General features: G+C 40.8%; 18 protein-coding genes and 1 tRNA gene. 12 read left to right on the forward strand and 7 right to left on the reverse strand.

All coding sequences use genetic code 11. The features are described from left to right. Positions 1 to 3 precede the first annotated feature (3 nt). The 4 genes from yidC to rpmH form a co-directional block, all read right to left on the reverse strand. Entirely contained in the window at positions 4 to 1,695 is a 1,692-nt protein-coding gene (gene yidC / locus ACGTJS_RS04540) for a membrane protein insertase YidC (protein ID WP_410472947.1), read from the reverse strand. Positions 1,696 to 1,869: 174 nt separating this feature from the next. Further along, positions 1,870 to 2,172 (reverse strand): membrane protein insertion efficiency factor YidD, encoded by a 303-nt coding sequence (gene yidD / locus ACGTJS_RS04545; RefSeq protein WP_315041704.1) that lies wholly within the window; start codon positions 2,170 to 2,172, stop codon positions 1,870 to 1,872. Between the two features lie 3 nt (positions 2,173 to 2,175). Next, on the reverse strand, positions 2,176 to 2,565 hold the full coding sequence (rnpA, locus tag ACGTJS_RS04550; protein ID WP_315041706.1) for a ribonuclease P protein component: 390 nt from the start codon (positions 2,563 to 2,565) through the stop codon (positions 2,176 to 2,178). 103 nt (positions 2,566 to 2,668) lie between these two features. Continuing rightward, positions 2,669 to 2,803: a 50S ribosomal protein L34 gene (gene rpmH, locus ACGTJS_RS04555; RefSeq protein WP_050326012.1), complete on the reverse strand. Its 135-nt coding sequence runs from the start codon at positions 2,801 to 2,803 to the stop codon at positions 2,669 to 2,671. Positions 2,804 to 3,284: 481 nt separating this feature from the next. Between rpmH and dnaA the strand changes: the two genes are divergently transcribed. From dnaA to lgt, 5 genes are read left to right on the forward strand one after another with little or no spacing between them, the layout of a single operon-like run. Then, positions 3,285 to 4,640 (forward strand): chromosomal replication initiator protein DnaA, encoded by a 1,356-nt coding sequence (gene dnaA, locus ACGTJS_RS04560; protein WP_410472948.1) that lies wholly within the window; start codon positions 3,285 to 3,287, stop codon positions 4,638 to 4,640. 16 nt (positions 4,641 to 4,656) lie between these two features. After that, positions 4,657 to 5,829, forward strand: a complete 1,173-nt coding sequence (gene dnaN, locus ACGTJS_RS04565) for a DNA polymerase III subunit beta (RefSeq protein WP_410472949.1) — start codon at positions 4,657 to 4,659, stop codon at positions 5,827 to 5,829. A 24-nt stretch (positions 5,830 to 5,853) separates the two neighbouring features. Further along, positions 5,854 to 7,032, forward strand: a complete 1,179-nt coding sequence (recF, locus tag ACGTJS_RS04570; RefSeq protein ID WP_410472950.1) for a DNA replication/repair protein RecF — start codon at positions 5,854 to 5,856, stop codon at positions 7,030 to 7,032. 19 nt (positions 7,033 to 7,051) lie between these two features. Continuing rightward, positions 7,052 to 7,894, forward strand: a complete 843-nt coding sequence (gene rsmI / locus ACGTJS_RS04575) for a 16S rRNA (cytidine(1402)-2'-O)-methyltransferase (protein ID WP_410472951.1) — start codon at positions 7,052 to 7,054, stop codon at positions 7,892 to 7,894. 55 nt (positions 7,895 to 7,949) lie between these two features. Beyond that, positions 7,950 to 8,840 carry a prolipoprotein diacylglyceryl transferase gene (lgt, locus tag ACGTJS_RS04580; protein ID WP_410472952.1) on the forward strand — a complete coding sequence of 297 codons (891 nt, stop codon included), beginning with the start codon at positions 7,950 to 7,952 and terminating at the stop codon, positions 8,838 to 8,840. 44 nt (positions 8,841 to 8,884) lie between these two features. Here the strand turns inward: lgt and ACGTJS_RS04585 are convergent, their stop codons facing one another. Beyond that, entirely contained in the window at positions 8,885 to 11,587 is a 2,703-nt protein-coding gene (locus ACGTJS_RS04585; RefSeq protein ID WP_410472953.1) for a response regulator, read from the reverse strand. Between the two features lie 167 nt (positions 11,588 to 11,754). On the opposite strand from ACGTJS_RS04585, the gene fmt reads away from it, so the two are divergent. The 5 genes from fmt (at position 11,755) to thrC (ending at position 16,125) form a co-directional block, all read left to right on the forward strand. Further along, entirely contained in the window at positions 11,755 to 12,750 is a 996-nt protein-coding gene (gene fmt / locus ACGTJS_RS04590; protein WP_410472954.1) for a methionyl-tRNA formyltransferase, read from the forward strand. Beyond that, on the forward strand, positions 12,747 to 14,081 hold the full coding sequence (rsmB, locus tag ACGTJS_RS04595) for a 16S rRNA (cytosine(967)-C(5))-methyltransferase RsmB (protein ID WP_410472955.1): 1,335 nt from the start codon (positions 12,747 to 12,749) through the stop codon (positions 14,079 to 14,081). Before fmt ends, rsmB begins: the two co-directional genes overlap by 4 nt. 15 nt (positions 14,082 to 14,096) lie before the next feature. After that, positions 14,097 to 14,378 carry a hypothetical protein gene (locus tag ACGTJS_RS04600; RefSeq protein ID WP_410472956.1) on the forward strand — a complete coding sequence of 94 codons (282 nt, stop codon included), beginning with the start codon at positions 14,097 to 14,099 and terminating at the stop codon, positions 14,376 to 14,378. Then, positions 14,375 to 14,644, forward strand: a complete 270-nt coding sequence (locus tag ACGTJS_RS04605) for a type II toxin-antitoxin system YafQ family toxin (protein WP_410472957.1) — start codon at positions 14,375 to 14,377, stop codon at positions 14,642 to 14,644. Before ACGTJS_RS04600 ends, ACGTJS_RS04605 begins: the two co-directional genes overlap by 4 nt. A 65-nt stretch (positions 14,645 to 14,709) precedes the next feature. Further along, the gene (thrC, locus tag ACGTJS_RS04610) at positions 14,710 to 16,125 is read left to right on the forward strand and encodes a threonine synthase (RefSeq protein WP_410472958.1); all 1,416 of its coding nucleotides are present in this window, start codon (positions 14,710 to 14,712) and stop codon (positions 16,123 to 16,125) included. A 63-nt stretch (positions 16,126 to 16,188) separates the two neighbouring features. On the opposite strand, the gene ACGTJS_RS04615 is transcribed toward thrC, so the two are convergent. Beyond that, positions 16,189 to 16,264 (reverse strand) — tRNA-Arg (locus ACGTJS_RS04615). A gap of 76 nt (positions 16,265 to 16,340) precedes the next feature. On the opposite strand from ACGTJS_RS04615, the gene mutY reads away from it, so the two are divergent. Beyond that, on the forward strand, positions 16,341 to 17,525 hold the full coding sequence (gene mutY / locus ACGTJS_RS04620) for an A/G-specific adenine glycosylase (RefSeq protein ID WP_410472959.1): 1,185 nt from the start codon (positions 16,341 to 16,343) through the stop codon (positions 17,523 to 17,525). A 171-nt stretch (positions 17,526 to 17,696) separates the two neighbouring features. Beyond that, positions 17,697 to 17,960 carry a GlsB/YeaQ/YmgE family stress response membrane protein gene (locus tag ACGTJS_RS04625; protein WP_315041726.1) on the forward strand — a complete coding sequence of 88 codons (264 nt, stop codon included), beginning with the start codon at positions 17,697 to 17,699 and terminating at the stop codon, positions 17,958 to 17,960. 82 nt (positions 17,961 to 18,042) lie between these two features. Here the strand turns inward: ACGTJS_RS04625 and ACGTJS_RS04630 are convergent, their stop codons facing one another. After that, on the reverse strand, positions 18,043 to 18,441 hold the full coding sequence (locus ACGTJS_RS04630) for a hypothetical protein (protein WP_315041728.1): 399 nt from the start codon (positions 18,439 to 18,441) through the stop codon (positions 18,043 to 18,045). Positions 18,442 to 18,460: the final 19 nt, after the last annotated feature.

The following is an 18,460-nucleotide window of genomic DNA, read 5'->3' on the forward strand; positions in this document are numbered from 1 at the left end:
CACTTACACCAAATTTTTTAACGCATCTTTTTTGGCTTGTTCCGCTTCTACTTTTTTATTAATAACATACTGCTGAACCATGCTAAACACGTTGTTCACCGTCCAGTACAATACCAAACCTGCTGGGAAGAACAACATAAAAACGGTGAAAATAATCGGCATAAATTTTAATACACGTGCTTGCATAGGGTCGGTCGGTTGTGGGTTTAGGTGCTGTTGGAAGAACATGGCAGCTCCCATCAACAATGGCAAAATAAAATAAGGGTCCATCGCTGACAAATCTTTAATCCACAAAATCCAAGGGGCGTGGCGTAGTTGCACAGATTCTACCAACACCCAGTACAACGCCAAGAAAATCGGCATTTGCAATAGCACAGGCAGACAGCCCGCCATTGGGTTTACCTGTTCTTCTTTGTAGATTTTCATCATTTCTTGGCTCATACGCATACGGTCATCGCCGTGGTCGTCTTTTAATGCTTGCAGACGTGGTGCAATTGCGCGCATTTTCGCCATAGAATAATAACTTTTATTGGCAATTGGCATTAAAATAATTTTGACAATCAAGGTTAAAACGATAATCGCCCAGCCCCAGTTACCTAGAACTTTATGCACGCTGTCCAAAATCCAAAATAACACTTTTGAAATCGTCCACAAAATCCCATAATCTACCGTTTGTTCCAAACCTTCTGCCAACGGTTTTAGGTTTTGTTGTACTTTTGGTCCTGCATATAGTGTTGAATTGACGGTTAATTGTTTGCCACCAGCCACTTCAATTGGGTTACTGGTAAAGCCGATAATATGTTCATTGGCATTTTCACGGCTGTACAATTGGGCTTGGTAGCCTTTTGGTATCCACGCTGACACAAAATAATGCTGTATAATACCTACCCAACCTTTATCAGTTGTGATTTTAGGTGCTTCTTCGTTAAAATTACCAAATTTTAATTTATTATATGGACTATCAGGCGTACCCCAAGCACCACCCAGATAAGTTGCTAAGCCCATCATGCCTTTGTCGGCAAGTCCGGGGTCTTTGCTATTATCACGTTTTAGCTGAGCATACATTTGACCTTGCCAACTTTTGTCGGTGGTGTTGTTGATGTTGTAGCTTACATCAATCGGATACTGACCTTTGGTAAAGGTATAAGTTTTGGTAATGGTCAAGCCATCTTTGCGATAGCTAAGTGGCACGGATAGGGTAGTGTCGTTTGCCCCCATTACGTACTGTTGTTGACTTGTGGTATAGTTGGCACGCCCTTCACTGGTATCAATGCCATCACGCCCAATCAAACCTGATTGAGCGACATAAACCCGATTGTTATCACTTTCTAACAGCACAAATGGGGTTTTACTTTTTAACGTTTCATCATGCTCACGCAAAGCCGCGTACACCACATCACCACCCACAGGGTTAATGCGAATGTCATATTTGTCCGTCAAAACTTGAACCAACGTTGATGTCGCATTGTCTGCTTTTTGTTCAACAGGCGACTGTGTGCTTTTAACCACAGGTACATCGCTGTTGTTCACAGATGTGGTCGTTGTGCTTGGCACATCATTCGTTGTTGTTTGAGTAACAGGCGTTACTGTGGCTCGCTGAGTTGGATTTGCATAATCATCACGCCATGCCAAAATTAACAGATAACTGGTAATTAACATCGCAATAATAATCAACGTCCGTAAAATCTTTTGCATATTGCTATCCTATTTGAGACATTGTGTCATGCTAAAAAACACAACCAAAATCTTATCGCCATTTATCAAAATGGCACGTTACCGCAAAATAAAAATACTTGTTTTGTTGTTAAAACCGAATATTTTACTAAAAAAATCCAAAAAAAGATATGTTTTATCACTTAGCCAGTCAAATTATCGCCGAACCGCAAAAACCCCATAGCCCACAGGTAGGCTTGCCACATATACATAATCATAACGATACCAAGGCAAAGGCACAAAATCCACACCACTACCGCCAAACGGGTGACAACGACAAATCCGCCGAACAGCCAACCAACCGCCACGCCAACCGCCATGCAACTGCAATGCTTCCAACGCATAACTAGAACAAGTTGGATAAAAACGACAACGAGCAGGCAACAATGGGCTAATCACATAACGATAAAAACGCACCAAAGCCAATAAAATTTTTGCTAAAAATTTATCAAAATTCATCTATCAAACGTTGTTAAGGCTCATAAACCTTTTTTGTAACTGAATATTTATTTGTAAAAAACCTGCTTCAATTTGCTCATGTAACACCATATTGGACACAAGTTTAATATCTTGTTTGACAATCACCACCACATCAACAGGCATCAAAAAATCGTGTTGAAACAAACGAAAATTTTCACGCACAAGGCGTTTTAAACGGTTACGTTCATTCGCTCGTTTTACCTTTTTTTTGGTAATTGCCAAACCCAAACGGCTATCATTAAGCTCACTTTTTTTGACAAAAAACAACAAATTGGGTTGATGTACCTTAAAACTGGTTTGGTCAAAAACAGCCTTAAAATCATCAGCTTTTAACAAACGGTGTGATTTGCCAAACGCAAAATTGCTTATCATATCGTATCTCAAAATTTAAGCACAAAAAAAGTGATATAATTACTTACATCACTTTTAATTTATCATCAACAAGACAATAACTGAATAACAGTTTAATTAACCATTATACAGTTAAACGATGACGACCTTTTGCACGGCGACGAGCCAATACTTGACGACCGTTTTTAGTTGCCATACGAGCACGGAAACCGTGAGTACGTTTACGTTTAATGACGCTAGGTTGGAATGTACGTTTCATGATAGTTCACCTTTGGCTAAATGTATGTTTAACCGAAAGAGCGGTTAACATTTGGTAATCAAAAAATAGTTAGTCCAATATTATCTATATTTTAGATAGATAAGTCAAGTAATTAATCCATTTTGACTTAAAGTTTTTATTATTAAATACGATATTTTGTATTGATTTAAACTGTTTTTTGCAAAAGGATTTTATTGGATTGTTTAAAGTTATCCACAAAAAAATTTTTCTTAATATTAATTATATATATAAATCTATTATTATTATTAAGCGGTTGTTTTTTGGTGGATAAGTTTGTTTTTTTAAACAAAAACAATTAGTTGCAGTATTGATAAGTATGTAGATAATATGTTGTTAAATTATGGATAAATAGGTTGTTTTAATTTATCCACATAGTTTTCCACATAGTTTTCCACAATAAAAAACTTTTGTATTTTAAATATTTGTGGTAAAGTATGCACGAATTTTTTGAAGAAAGGTGATGTTCATGGTCAGTAGCTTATGGCAACATTGTGTTGATGAGTTAAAACACCAATTGCCTGATAATATTTTTACAATGTGGATTCGTCCGCTATCCGCCCACGAACAAAACAATGAGTTGCAGATTACTGCACCCAATGATTATTTTGCAAGTTTTATTGAAAAAAATTATTTGGGGGTGATTGAGTCGTTGGTGCAACAAGCTGAGCCTGACACAAATATACAGGTGAAAGTACGGGTGGATAAATCCCCTACCCTAACGAGTGCGGCATCGGATAATACAGGTTTTTCGGACAATACCACGCCAAAAAATAATAGCAAGGCAGAGAAATTACAGTCATTTCAAAATCTGGACGCAGGTTTTACCTTTGAGCAGTTTGTGACAGGGCGTGCCAATCAGATTGCGTATAGCTTGTGCAAAGAAACGGCAAATCATTTAGGCAATTCCAAAAATAATCCGTTATTTTTGTATGGTTCAACAGGTTTGGGTAAGACGCATTTGATGCAGGCAGTTGCTCATGAAGTGGTAAAGCAAAACAAAAATTTTTATTATTTTAGTTCGGATAAATTTATCAGTCATTTGGTCAATGCCCTTCAGCGTGGACAGATTGATGAGTTTAAGGACAAAATTAAAAAGGTAGATTTGTTAATCATTGATGATATTCATGTGATTGCAGGCAAACGCAAAAGTAGCGAAGAGTTTGTGGTTTTATTCAATGATTTTATTGGTAATAACAAACAGGTGATTTTGGCATCAGATAGACACCCAAGTGCGTTGGTTGATTTTGATGAATATACCAAATCTCGTCTGTTAGGTGGTGTGTCGGTGGCATTAGAGCCACCAGAGTTAGATACCCGTATCCAAATTTTACAAAAAAAAGCCAAAACCCAAAACGTGATTTTACCAAAAGATTGTGCGATTTTTATGGCACAACACATCGTGGCAAACGTGCGTGAGCTTGAAGGGGCGTTAAACAAAGTGCTGGCAATGGCACGTCTGTTAAATCAGCCTGTTCAGCTTGAGTTGGTACAAATGGCAATCAAAGATGTGGTCGCCATTCGGGTGCAAGCGGTGAGTATGGACAATATTCGCAAAGTGGTTGCCGAGTTTTATGATGTTACCATCAAAGATTTGATGGGGAAAAAACGCTCTCGGCATATCGCCCGTCCAAGACAAGTGGCGATGGCGTTGGCACGAGAATTAACCAATCACAGTTTTATTGAAATTGGGCAGTCGTTTGGTGGGCGAGACCACACCACCGTCATGCACGCTTGCGAAAAAGTGCAAGAGCTTTGTTTGACAGATGCGATGTTTGACAAAGATTATCGTTCGTTAAAATTGATGTTACAAACTTAAACTAGGTCAGGTTGTTATGCAGTTACTTATTTCACGAGATATATTATTAAACGCCATTAATTTGATTTCAAAAGCGGCGGACAAACGTCATAATATGGCGGTTTTGGCAAATTTAAAAATGGTTTTGACCGACAATCAATTGCTTTTGACTGCTTCAGATTTGGAAGTGGAATTACAAGCCAGCGTCAATTTGCCAACAGGGGCTTGCCAACAAGCAGGTCAAACTACCGTCCCAGCCAGCAAATTTAAAGACATCATCAAACTGTTGCCTGACAATCAAGTATCCATCAGCGTGGCGGACGATGCACAATGCCATATCGTCTGTGGCAAAAGCCGATTTAAGCTTGGCACATTGCCCGCAGAAGACTTTCCCATGCTTGGACAACCTGAGCAAATCACCCCTGTGCAAGTGGGTCGTGAGCATCTAAGCGATTTGTTAGAAACAACCCATTTTGCCATGGCAGTGCAAGATGTGAGACATTATTTGACGGGAATGTTGTTTGAATTAAAAGACAACCAACTTGCCACCGTTGCCACCGATGGACACCGTTTGGCACTCGCTCGCACCTTGATTGACAATGTGGATAACGTGGAGTTAAGTGCGATTTTGCCACGTAAAGCGGTGTTAGAATTACAACGTTTATTAGGCGAATTAAAGAAATTATTGCCAAATCATGACAATCAAATCACCTTAAATGTCGGTCGTGAATTTTTGCAAGTCATTTTGCCATTTGGTGAAGTGGGGAGTGATGGACAAATGCAAAATCCGATTTTGGTATCATTTACCGCTCGCTTGATTGATGGGAAATTTCCCGACTATCGCCGAGTTATGCCAAGCAATCACAGCAAAGTGGCACACATTAATCAAGAACAACTGGTTCATGTATTACGCCGTGTGGCGGTGTTAAGCCATGAAAAATCTCGTGGCGTGGTGTTTGATTTTTTAAACCAAGAAAGCCTAGAAATCAAAGCACGCAACGCCGAACAAGACGAAGCCAAAGAAGAACTGCTTATCAAATACGATGGCGAACCAATGGAAATCTCATTTAACGTGGCATATTTGATTGATGTGTTAAACGTGCTACAAGGCGACATTCAGTTTAACATGAGCCAAGCCAACGGCTCGGTGCTGTTGCACCAAGTCAATGACAGCTTTCATGAATACGTCATCATGCCAATGCGAATTTAGATCATTGCAACAAATGGATAAGCGGTGGATAACTTTGGCAAACTTGGGACTTATTTGACCATGAAAATTAACGAAATTCATATTCATCATTTTCGTAATTTGGCACAAGTCAATATTGTCCCAAGTCGTTGCAATGTGATTTTGGGCAACAACGGTAGTGGTAAAACGTCTATTTTAGAAAGCATTTATCTGTTATCTCGTGGTAAAAGTTTTCGCCATCATCAGCCAAAACACTACATTTCACACGGATTTGCCAAAACCACCGTTTTTGCCAAACTGCATAACCCAATCAATCACCAAGATGAAACCGTTGCCATAGAAAAATCCCAAGATGCCAGCACCCAACTGCGTTATCAAGGGCAAACGGTGGCAACGCAAAGCCCTATTACCAAATTATTGCCGACTATTTTATTTGAGCCAAACAATCTAAACGCCTTAGAAATCGGTAGCCAATCTCGCAGAGAAATTTTGGATTGGCTCGTGTTCCACGTGGAACAGGATTTTTTTAGCAATTGGGTTAATTATCAACATTTGTTAAAACAACGCAATCGCTTGTTAAAATCGTCCAACTTATCCCCATTTTACCAACAGGAAATCACCGCTTGGGATAACCAAATCAGCCATTATGCGTCCATGATTCATCAATTTCGTGAAAAAATTTTGCAACAATGGCAAAGCCATTTTGACGAACAATTAAACAGTTTTTTGCCCCAATATGCCGACAAATTACGCTTGCGTTATAGTGCAGGTTTTGATGTGAGTGTTGGTTTGGCACAAACACTGGCGGAGCGGTTGCCTGCGGATATGGAGATGGGCTATACTCGCATGGGCTGTCATCGTGCTGACATGAATGTGGTGCTGGATTTGGTGCAAGTTGATGAGCAAGGGCAAAAACAAAAACGCACGTTGCCTGCGGTGGATATGCTATCTCGTGGTGAAAAAAAACTGCTGATGATGGCGTTACGTTTGTCGCAGTTGCCCTTGCTTAATGCGGTGGATAAATTGCCGTTGGTATTGCTTGATGATATTACCGCAGAGCTTGATAATGGGGCATTGGTGACTTTGTTAAAAGGTTTAAAACAGGTCAATTCGCAACTTTTTATCACCAGCTTGTCCGATGAGATTGTGCCATTAATCGAAGAAATTTGGCAAGATGATATCAAATTGTTCCACGTGGAACATGGTGATATCAAACCAATTTGACAAAAAATAAGGAAAAATCATGCAAAATTTTGGTAAATTATACATTGTCGCAACGCCGATTGGCAACTTGTCCGACATGACACCGCACGCCATAGACTGCCTAAACAGCGTGGATATCATCGCTTGTGAAGACACTCGCACATCAGGCAAACTGCTCAATCATTTTAACATCAGCACCAAAACCATCGCCTATCACGACCACAATGCCGACAGCCAAACTGGCAAACTCATTGAGCTGTTAAAATCTGGCAAACATATCGCTTTAATTTCGGACGCTGGCACGCCGTTGGTGAGCGACCCCGGTTTTCGTTTGGTAAAAGCCTGTCATGATGAAAAAATTGGCGTATCGCCTGTGGTTGGGGCAAGTGCGGTGATTGGGGCGTTGTCGGTGGCTGGGTTGCCGTCTGACCAGTTTTATTTTGTCGGATTTTTGCCCGCCAAAACCACCGCTCGCCAAAACCAGTTAAACAGTTTAAAACATATCACTGCAACCTTAATTTTTTATGAAGCACCGCACCGCATTTTGGCGTGTTTGGGCGATATGATAGTGGTGTTTGGCAGTGATAGAAAAGTTACGCTGTGCCGTGAAATTAGCAAAACCTTTGAAACCATTTATCCAAGTACGTTAGCCGATTTAAAAACATTTGTTGAAAATGATAGCAACCAACAAAAAGGCGAAATCGTGCTAGTCGTGGCAGGTTTTGAAAAAATTGATGACGATGATGGCGAGCATGATGCTTTGTTAAAGCGATTGTTGCAAGATTTGTCCGTCAAAAAGGCATCGCAATTGGTCGCTGATATCACAGGGGCGAAAAAAAATGCTATTTATCAACGTGCATTGATGATAGAAAAAACGTTATAATGGCGACTTTCATTTGTTTTGACACATCTTTTAAAATTAAAAAATTGGTAAGATTATGACCACAATTCACCCACAGTTTAACCCTGTTGCCTTGGATTTAGGCTTTGTGCAAGCCCATTGGTATGGCTTGATGTATTTGTTAGGTTTTGGTATGGCGTATGCGTTGGCATTGTACCGCACCAAAAAACGCCCCGATTGGAACAATGACATGGTCGCCGATTTGATTTTTTATGGGGCGATGGGCGTGATTTTGGGCGGTCGCATTGGCTATGTGCTGTTTTATCAATTTGGCGAATTTTTGGCAAATCCTGCTTATTTATTCAAAATCACCGATGGCGGTATGTCGTTTCACGGTGGTTTTTTGGGCGTGGCGGTTGCGATGTGGTTGTTTGCTCGCCGTTACAAAAAAGCGGTGTTTGACGTGCTAGATTTTATCATTCCTTGCGTACCAACTGGACTTTTGTTTGGACGTATTGGCAATTTTATCAATGGTGAGCTGTGGGGACGTGTGTCTGAAGGCGGTTATAATTGGTTAATGGCATTTCCACAAGCTTGGCAAGCGGACAGCGAATTGTTAGCACAAAACCCCAATTTGGCAAACGTGGCGGTCAAATTTGGCGAATATAATCTGTTGCCACGCCACCCATCGCAGTTATATCAAGCGTTTAGCGAAGGGCTTGTGCTGTTTGTTTTAATTTGGTGGTTCGCCAGTCGCCCACGTCCACGCATGGCGGTAACTGGACTGTTTGTGTTGGGTTATGGTGTGGTTCGTTTTATTACTGAGTTTTTCCGTCAGCCTGATGCCGACCAAGGTTTTATTTTGTTAGGTTGGGTTACAAAAGGTCAAATGTTAAGTTTGCCGATGGTATTTGTCGGTTTGTTTTTAATCATTTGGGCGTATAAACAACAAATTTATGATTGGGGCAGTCAAAAAAATAGCCAATAAAAATTGACAAACAAAAAAGGCAAATTTTCACAATTTGCCTTTTTTTATACCATAAACCTTGTCAAAATTTCGGTAAGTTTTTGTTTGGTAATCGGTTTGGTAATAAAACCGTCCATGCCTGCTTTGCTACATTCGTTACGGTCGGCATCGGTATCGTTGGCGGTGAGTGCGATGATGGCGATACTGTCTTTGTTGTGGCGAATTTGGCGAGTGGCGGTCAAGCCGTCCATAATCGGCATTTGACAATCCATTAACACCAGTCCAATATCGGCACGGTGTTCGTTTAATAGTTTGATGGCTTCTTTACCATCGTTGGCAATGATGGCAGTGTAGCCCAACGCTTCTAGTTGTTTTTTAACAATTTTTTGGTTGGTGGCGTTGTCTTCTGCGACCAAAATTTGTTTATTTTGGTTAACAATTGGCACACTGGTTGGCAAGGTCAAATCTTCTAAAAAATGGTTGTCAACGTTCGGAGTGGACACGTTGGTATTTTGTGCTAATACTGCTTCATGGGTTTGCAAAAATTTTTTAAATGCCAATTCAGCACTTAATTGTTTGTCATGATTTGGGTTGATTTTTTCTTCACATAGGCTCATCACTTTGGCAAACACATCGGATAAGGGTGGCGGTTTTTGCACCAATTCGTCAAAATTCATCATGATATCTTTGCTAATGGTTCGCTCAGATTCCATGCTGATGATGATTTTTGGACTGATTTTAAACAGTTCAATTTGAGAAAAAATGCTTTCGTTGCCAATATAAGACAATTCATCAACCACAAAAATCGGCTGTAATCCTTCTACATTAAGGCGATTTACCCTGTCTATCATCGCTTGGTTTGGCGTGGTGAAAATCACACTATGCACATTCATAAAGTTTAAAATTTCGGTGCTGCGATACACGATATCATAAGGCGACACGATGATTAACAGAATCGGAAAATGGTTCAATGTGATGTCAAACACAGGCTGAACGCTGTTTTCAAGGATTGGTAAAAATACCTGAAATTCGCTGCCTTTGCCCGCTTCACTTTCAAGATGAATAAACCCGCCAAGTAACTGCGAAAAATTGTTTGAAATCGCAAGCCCCAATCCTGTGCCACCAAACTGTTGACTAATGGAGTCATTGGCTTGGTTAAAATACGAAAACAGTTTTTGTTGTTCTTTTTTGGCAATGCCGATACCTGTATCTTTGACGGTGATTTTTATCCAGTCGGTTGGCAAGTTTTCCACGCCAGATTTTTTGTGTTGAATGACTGGGTGTTGGCTGTTGACTTTGTCCACCAACAACGCCACATAGCCTTGTTTGGTAAATTTAATCGCATTGGTCATCAGGTTTAAAATAATCTGACGCATACGTCCATCATCGGTCTGAATGTTGCGTGGCACGTCTGGGTGCGTGTAGATATATAGACTGATGTTGTTGCGTTTGGCGTTGCCAATCATCAGCTCGGCTACTTGGTTGAGTAGGTTTAAAATATTTACCGAACTTAAGTTGAGTTGTAGTTTGCCAGCGTCCAGTTTTGCCACGTCCAGCATATCGTTTAACAAACTTAGCATGGTTTTGCTAGATTGTTGAATGGTGGTGATGGTGTCTTGTTGTTCTTGGTTAAAGTCGGCTTTGTCTTCTGCCAACAGCTCAATCATACCCATCATACCGCTTAACGGTGTACGCAGTTCATGCTCTAAAACCGCCCAAAGTTTGTCAAAGCCTGCTAATTTTTCGGCGGTTTGTTGGTCGCCCACCCATGCTTTTTGCAATTGTTGATGGTAATTGGTAACGACTCCCAAACTACCGCTAAAGCCTTGTAACTGCCCCAAACTGTTATAAAAAGGGTTTAATCGCAAATCATAAAAATCATTGCGTGGCAAATCCGTTACTGACAAAGTCAAAAACGCCGATTGCTCGTTGATTTGGGTGAGTAGTTGCTGTGTCGCTTTGTCCACACCTGCGATAAAATCTTGCAACATATACACCACCGTTTTGTCAAAAGGCGTGCTAAAAGTGTGGGCAAATTTTTCATTAAAATACAACAACCGCCCTTTACGATTGATTAAAAAAAGTGCCGTGGGCGACTTGTCAATCAAACGTTGCTGTCGGCAGAGTAACTGTTGAATATCATCAAAATACTGACTGGTTTTAAAAGAAAGGCGATTGACAATCTGACTCAGCTGTAACAACTCAGGCTCATTTGTGTTGTCAATGTGTAATGGTTGATAATTGCCTTGCACAATTTTGTGAAAATTTTGGCTATAATCCACCAACTGATACCAACTGTGATAACGTTTTTGCAACTGGATTAAATGTAGCGACAAAAACAAAAAAAACAACCAAACGGGCAACAAATACAAAGGATTGTGAAAAGTTTGATAAATTGGCACAAACTCAATATACACATAAAGTTGATAACCGCCATCTAACGGTCGCCATGCCTCCAAAACATTGCCATAACGCAACGTCTGCACATCATGAGAACGAGCCGACCAAGACGGCAATTTAAACGTACTCACCGAATTAATACTGTTGATATTGACCGTATTGCCATTTGGCTCAAACAGCACCAACTGATACGACTGCACAATGGCAGGGGCGTGTAAAGATTGTCTGTTAAAAAAACCTTTATGCTCATTGATATTTTTATTTAAACTGCTGATAATATTTTTTAAAAAGAGCTCACTGGTAGCCGTCTGTCTATCTTTGGCATACAAATATAACAAAGCATAACAGCTGATTACCAAGCAAAGCATGATAACAAAAAGCCTAGTCAAACTTCGTTGTGCGGCAGGACGATGAAAAATTGAGATTGAATGATGCACAAAACGTTACCATAAATACCAAAAAACACGAATTGATTTTTTTATTTTATCAAATCGTACTATAATAGCAGAAAATTAACAAAAAAAGATGAAAATTTATGAATAAACCTCTAAAAGTTATTTTTGCAGGTACGCCAGAATTTGCCAAAGTTGCCTTGCAAGCCTTAATTGAACAAAAAAACGAATTAAATATTGACATCGTTGCCGTTTATACTCAGCCAGACCGCAAGGCAGGGCGTGGACAAAAACTCACCGCTTCGCCTGTCAAAGAATTGGCAATCGCCCACAACATTCCTGTGGAACAGCCAGAGAGTTTTAGCCTAAAATCAGAAAACGGTCATGTTTCACGTGGAACATTGGCAAACTATCAGCCTGATGTGATGATTGTGGCGGCGTATGGTTTGATTTTACCGCTTGGGGTGCTAAATACGCCTACTTTTGGCTGTCTCAACATTCACGGCTCGCTACTACCACGTTGGCGTGGGGCAGCACCCATTCAGCGTGCGATTTTGGCAGGGGACGACAAAACAGGTATTACCATTATGCAGATGGCACAAGGGCTTGATACAGGCGATATGCTGTATAAGGTTGAATGTGCAATTACCGACACCGACACCACGCAAACGATACACGACAAACTGGCGGATTTAGGCGGACAAGCGATTATCACTGTGTTAAAAGATTTGCAAAATTATCAAGCAAAAGCCAAAAAACAAGACGATGATTTAGCCAATTATGCCGAAAAAATCACCACAGGGGAAGGCGAAATTAATTGGCAAAATGATGCGTTTAACATTCAACGTCAAATTCGTGCATTAAATGCTTTTAGTTATTTATCCGTTGAGAAAAATCCCAACGAACGCATTAAAATTTTAGAATGTAAACCGATTAAAGCTGACCAAACGACCGTAAAAACGGCAGGAACGGTGGTGAGCGTTGGGCGAAATGCGATTTTGGTAGCATGTGGCAAAGATAAAGACGGCATACAGCATTTGATTAATATCACCAAAATGCAATGGGCAGGCGGAAAACCTTTAACCGCTGAACAAATTGCCAATGGGGATAAATTGAATGATGGGGACGTTTTTCAATGAGCAAGTTAAACACCCGAGCCAAAGTCATATTCACTTTAGAAAAAATCCAACAAGGTCAATCACTTGCAAGCCTACTTGACCCACTTTTGCAAGATGTGGGCGACAAAGACAAAGGCTTTGTCCACGAATTGTTACTTGGTACACTGCGTCAATGGTGGGCGCTTTCCCGTATCGGTGAAAGTCTTATTGAAAAAGAAGTTACCGACAAGGGCGTGTGGGCAGGGCTGAATGTTGGCTTGTATCAACTTTTGTATATGGACACGCCAGACTACGCCAGCATTAACGACACGGTGGAAGCGGTCAAACAGCTAGAAAAAGGCTATGGGGCAGGGCTGATTAACGCCATTTTGCGAAAAGTGCAAAAAAATCCTGCCAAATTTGCCAAAAAAATCGCCAAAAATCACAGCCTACCCAACTGGCTTGCCAAAGAGCTAAAGCAAGATTGGGGCGAATATTATGATGAGTTGGGGCAGGCTTTACGCCAATCCGCACCGATTTTTTTGCGAATAAATGCCAAATTTACCACGCTTGATGATTATACAACATTGCTGAAAAATCAAGACATTGGCTTTGAGCTTGTCAATATTGGCGTAAAAAATGAACAAACCATTTTGCTAAATGATAATGTTAAAATTGGCGACTTACCGCATTTTGCCGATGGCTGGGTGAGTGTGCAAGACCGCCACGCCCAAATTTCGGCTCATCTTTTGGCAAGTTTGGCATTTGATAAGCCGTTAAATGTGCTTGACGCTTGTACCGCCCCCGGTGGAAAATTGGCTCATCTGTTAGAACTTAGCCAAAAAAATATGTTCCACGTGGAACAATTTAACATCGACAAAATCACCGCCCTAGACAACGACAAAAAACGCCTTGAGCGAGTGAGCCAAAACCTTGAGCGATTGCAATTGTCCGCCGATAATGTTAGCCTAGTGTGCGATGACGCGACCACTTTTACCGCCCTGCCGTTTGATGTGATTGTGCTTGACGCACCTTGCACGGCAACAGGCGTAATCCGCAGACACCCAGACATTGCCTTGTTAAGAACGCAAAATGACGTGATGCAAACGGTGGATTTGCAGGCAAAAATTTTGGCAAATTGTTGGCAAAACTTAGCAAAAAATGGCGTTTTGTTGTATGTTACCTGTTCGGTGCTAAAGGCGGAGAATGAAACGCAAATTGGCAGCTTTTTGGCAAAAAATGATGATGCAAAAGTCATAGATTTTACGCTAAATTTACCAAATCAAATTAAAAGAGATGTGGGTTATCAATGTTTGCCGTTAAATGAAAATGATGGCGATGGTTTTTATTATGCACTTTTGCAAAAAGTTTAAAATAGGGGAACGATAATGACAATGATAATGTTAAATTTAAATCAACAAGATGAAAGTTTGCTTTTACAAGCTGTAAAACAGATGGGCGGTAGTATTGAACAATTTATTTTACAAAGTATGCGAAAAGAAGCCTTGCAAACTACACAGCATTTTAATGAGCAAAATCAAAGTATTGTGATGAAAAATTTTGTGCCAAATGCCGAAACACTACAGGCGATTGAATCGGCAAGACGTGGCGAAGTTGAGCATTTTGCCACTTATGAAGACATGATGACGGCGTTGAGCAAGACATCATGAGAATGATTAACCTAACCAGTCAATTTAAACGAGATTGTAAAAAGCATTATTTGGCATTGGTAACGCCTGCGTGGGCGGAAGTTTTTGCAAAATTGCTCAATGACGAACCATTGCCACAAAAATATCACGACCACCCACTTAAAGGTGATTTGCAAGATTTGCGAGATTGTCATATTCAGCCAGATTTAATTTTGTTATATAGAAAATATGACAATGTGTTGGAATTGGTGCGATTGGGCAGTCATAGCGAATTGGTGATTGTTTAATATTTAACTTTAACCATATGATTTTAAACAATTTTTTAACTATTTAATTTTAAAAGGAAAACCCTATGCAATATATCAGCACGCGTGGCAACACGCCAAAAATGCAATTTAGCGATGTTTTACTGATGGGACTTGCCCCAGATGGCGGTTTGATGCTCCCAGAAACCTATCCGCACATTGACGATGCGACTTTGACTAAATGGCGTACATTAAGCTACACCGATTTGGCGTTTGAGATTATGCAATTGTTCGCCACCGACATTGACAAGGCGGATTTAAAAGGCTTGATTGACAAAACTTATACCGTAGAAGCCTTTGGCAAAGCCGACATCACGCCTGTTCGTAAGCTAAAAGACGGCATTAAAATCATTGAATTGTCCAATGGCCCGACCCTTGCCTTTAAAGACATTGCAATGCAGTTTTTGGGCAACGCCTTTGAATATGTGCTAAAACAAAAAAATGAACGCTTGACGATTATCGGTGCAACGTCAGGCGATACAGGCTCGGCGGCGGAATATGCCTTGCGTGGCAAAGAAAATATTGAAGTGTTTATGATGTCGCCACACGGCAAAATGAGCGAATTTCAACGTGCTCAAATGTACAGTTTGACCGATAAAAACATTCACAACATCGCCATTAACGGTATGTTTGACGACTGCCAAGACATAGTCAAAGCCTTGCAACAAGACGCTGATTTCAAGGAAAAATACAGTCTTGGCACGGTCAATTCAATCAACTGGGGACGCATTCTTGCCCAAATCGTGTACTATTTTAAAGGCTATTTTGCCAGCACCGAAAATAACAGCCAAAAGGTGAGTTTTTGTGTGCCGTCTGGTAACTTTGGCAACATTTGTGCAGGGCATATCGCGCGTGAAATGGGCTTGCCGATTGACCGTTTGATTGTGGCGACCAACGAAAATGACGTGTTAAATGACTTTTTCCAAACGGGCAAATACCGCCCACGCACAGCTGACAAGACTTATGTAACGTCAAGTCCGTCTATGGACATCTCAAAAGCGTCAAATTTTGAGCGTTTTGTGTATTTGCTCGTGGGCAAAGATACGCAAAAATTAACTGCACTTTGGGCGGACGTAAACAGCGGTCAAGGCTTTGATTTGGCAGAGCTTTTGGGCGATATTCACAGCAAATATGGCTTTACATCGGGCAAATCGACCCATGCCGACCGTATTGCGACCATCAAAGCGGTGTATGAAAGCGATAATGACTTGCTAGACCCACACACGGCAGATGGTGTAAAAGTGGCTCGTGAAGTGCGTAAAAATGGTGAGATTATCGTCTGTGCGGAAACGGCTTTGCCTGCCAAATTTGCCGAAACGATTAATGAAGCTGTTGGACAAATTGACATTCCACGCCCTGCCCACACCGAAAATATTGAAAGCCTTGAGCAGTTTGTAACCGTGCTGGATAATAAAGCGGATTTGGTGAGAGAGCAGATTGAGAAATTTGTTGTGGCTAAATAGTTGATAGGTTAAAAAGAAAACCCTTTGATTGATGTCAAAGGGTTTTTTTTAATACATTTAAAATGGTACGCTCGGCGGGACTCGAACCCACGCCACAGGCTTCGGAGACCTGTACTCTATCCAGTTGAGCTACGAGCGTAAAACAAAATTTTTCTAACATTTTAACAAATTTTGTGTTATAAAAGCAAACTTATTCATCAGATTGGGACAATTTTTTGAACTCGCCGTCTAACAATACCGATTTACCAGATTTTTCACAGCGAATTTTGACATGGTTTGCCGTACATGGCAGACACGATTTGCCGTGGCAACAGCATTTGTTGGCAATGCCAAATCCTTACCCTGTTTGGATTTCAGAAGTCATGCTTCAGCAGACCCAAGTCACCACTGTCATTCCCTATTTTACAAGGTTTATGCAAAGTTTTCCAACGGTGCAAGATTTGGCAAATGCGGACTGGGAGCAGGTTGCCGAGCATTGGGCGGGACTTGGGTATTATGCTAGAGCCAGAAATTTGCACAAAGGGGCAAAGCAGTTGGCTCAGATTATCGCCGATACAGGCGATTTTCCGCAAACGGTGCAAGATTGGCAGGCAATTGCAGGCGTGGGACAGTCCACCGCAGGGGCAATTGTGGCGATGGGCGTGCGTGCCACCCAAGAAAAAGGCGTGATTTGTGATGGCAATGTCAAACGGGTGCTGACTCGTTGGGCGGGCATTGACGCAGATATCAACAAAACAGCGACCACCAAGACGCTTTGGGCGTTAGCCGAACGCTTAACGCCCGCCACCGATAGCGGTCTATACGCCCAAGCCATGATGGACATGGGGGCGACCGTTTGCACCAAGTCAAAGCCCAATTGTCTTTTTTGTCCAATTGAGCAAGATTGCGTTGCCAAATCTCAAGGCAGACAGACCGATTATCCTGTTAAAAGCAAAAAATCGCCCAACCCATCAAAGTATTCTTTGGCGATTTTTTTGACCGATAACGATGGCAAAACCTTGTGGTTACAGCGTCCTGATAATGGGATTTGGGGCGGACTGTATTGTTTGCCGTTATTTTTTGTTAAAAAAAACAAACAAAATCAAACTATTGCTGATTTTCACAGCGATTTTGACAATGAATATACGTTGGCAGAGCAGGTGATTTTTGAATTTTTAAGCAAACACTCACATATCAACAGCCATGATTTTTCGCAATATTTTGGCGAAAAAATGATAAAACACAGTTTGACGCATTTTCATTGGTTTTTAACGCCTATAACAATTGTTATCAATGACGAACAAAAAAAGGCGTTAAACGAGCGGTTAAACGATTTGGCATTGGCAGAAAATTGGACATGGATTGGTCAAAATGATGTACAAAATTTGGCAATTTCCACCGCCATGCAAAAGCTAATGTAAGCATTTATTACAAAAATTACTTATTTTGACAGTATTTGACAAAAACTGCTCAATTTTGGGTCAAGATGAACAGTTTTTCTACACAATTAACAAAGCAACCTTTTAATTTTAGCAATTTTTTTTCTACAATACGCTTATCAAAATTCACTATTATTTTAAGAGGAAAAACATATGTTTGCTTTAATTGGTTCTTTAATTTCTGGTTTAATCATCGGCGTATTGGCACGTTTTATCAAACCGGGTGCTGACTCAATGGGCTGGATTATGACGATTGTGCTAGGTATTGTCGGTGCGGTCGTTGGTGGGTTTTTGGCAAGTGCGTTAGGTCTAGCGACAAACGGTGGCTTTATAGGCTTGGCGCTCTCAGTTGTCGGTGCGATTATCGTGTTGTTTATTTACGAAATCGTTACTGGAAAACGCAAAATTGGTAAATAATTTTGTTAAAAATTATTCATAATAAAAACCCATTGTCAAGCTGATAATGGGTTTTTATTTTTTAACAATATTCAAAAATTAATTATTTTTCGCTAAATAATTTAACGCCATGTGCAAAAGCACATTCTTTCATGCGAGCAGACTGTGCGATTACGATGGCATCACGCTTGCCCATTGCAATGCTTAAGTTATTGTTTTTACTGGCGTTGGCTTTGCCAAGCCCAAAACTCACCGTTGGATAAATGCCATGACGACCACCTGCGATACCGATACCAACGCCTGACATATTAATGCCTGATGAGCGGTTTTGGTTGGCTTTGATGTATTGGGTTAGGCGGTTGTATTCACTGGTCAAAGCGGTGCAATCATAGCTTTGGTATGTGTTTGGCGAAACGTATTGTGGCGTTGGCGTGCTGGCACAGCCTGTTAAAAATAGGGCAAATGCCATACCGCTTGCCAATAGTTTTGTGGATTTTTGCATAATCATGCCTTGTGTTTGG

Source organism: Faucicola mancuniensis, assembly GCF_046523945.1.
In the GTDB taxonomy this organism is placed as follows: Bacteria; Pseudomonadota; Gammaproteobacteria; order Pseudomonadales; family Moraxellaceae; genus Faucicola; species Faucicola mancuniensis.

What these genes read in the sequence shown, in the direction of transcription:
- ACGTJS_RS04625 (WP_315041726.1), top strand. Translation starts at nt 17,697, where the DNA reads ATGTTTGCTTTAATTGGTTCTTTAATTTCTGGTTTAATCATCGGCGTA.
- dnaA (WP_410472948.1), top strand. Translation starts at nt 3,285, where the DNA reads ATGTTCATGGTCAGTAGCTTATGGCAACATTGTGTTGATGAGTTAAAA.
- lgt (WP_410472952.1), top strand. Translation starts at nt 7,950, where the DNA reads ATGACCACAATTCACCCACAGTTTAACCCTGTTGCCTTGGATTTAGGC.
- fmt (WP_410472954.1), top strand. Translation starts at nt 11,755, where the DNA reads ATGAATAAACCTCTAAAAGTTATTTTTGCAGGTACGCCAGAATTTGCC.
- ACGTJS_RS04630 (WP_315041728.1), bottom strand. Translation starts at nt 18,441, where the DNA reads ATGCAAAAATCCACAAAACTATTGGCAAGCGGTATGGCATTTGCCCTA.
- rsmB (WP_410472955.1), top strand. Translation starts at nt 12,747, where the DNA reads ATGAGCAAGTTAAACACCCGAGCCAAAGTCATATTCACTTTAGAAAAA.
- ACGTJS_RS04585 (WP_410472953.1), bottom strand. Translation starts at nt 11,587, where the DNA reads ATGCTTTGCTTGGTAATCAGCTGTTATGCTTTGTTATATTTGTATGCC.
- rsmI (WP_410472951.1), top strand. Translation starts at nt 7,052, where the DNA reads ATGCAAAATTTTGGTAAATTATACATTGTCGCAACGCCGATTGGCAAC.
- rpmH (WP_050326012.1), bottom strand. Translation starts at nt 2,803, where the DNA reads ATGAAACGTACATTCCAACCTAGCGTCATTAAACGTAAACGTACTCAC.
- yidC (WP_410472947.1), bottom strand. Translation starts at nt 1,695, where the DNA reads ATGCAAAAGATTTTACGGACGTTGATTATTATTGCGATGTTAATTACC.
- dnaN (WP_410472949.1), top strand. Translation starts at nt 4,657, where the DNA reads ATGCAGTTACTTATTTCACGAGATATATTATTAAACGCCATTAATTTG.
- thrC (WP_410472958.1), top strand. Translation starts at nt 14,710, where the DNA reads ATGCAATATATCAGCACGCGTGGCAACACGCCAAAAATGCAATTTAGC.
- rnpA (WP_315041706.1), bottom strand. Translation starts at nt 2,565, where the DNA reads ATGATAAGCAATTTTGCGTTTGGCAAATCACACCGTTTGTTAAAAGCT.
- yidD (WP_315041704.1), bottom strand. Translation starts at nt 2,172, where the DNA reads ATGAATTTTGATAAATTTTTAGCAAAAATTTTATTGGCTTTGGTGCGT.
- ACGTJS_RS04600 (WP_410472956.1), top strand. Translation starts at nt 14,097, where the DNA reads ATGACAATGATAATGTTAAATTTAAATCAACAAGATGAAAGTTTGCTT.
- ACGTJS_RS04605 (WP_410472957.1), top strand. Translation starts at nt 14,375, where the DNA reads ATGAGAATGATTAACCTAACCAGTCAATTTAAACGAGATTGTAAAAAG.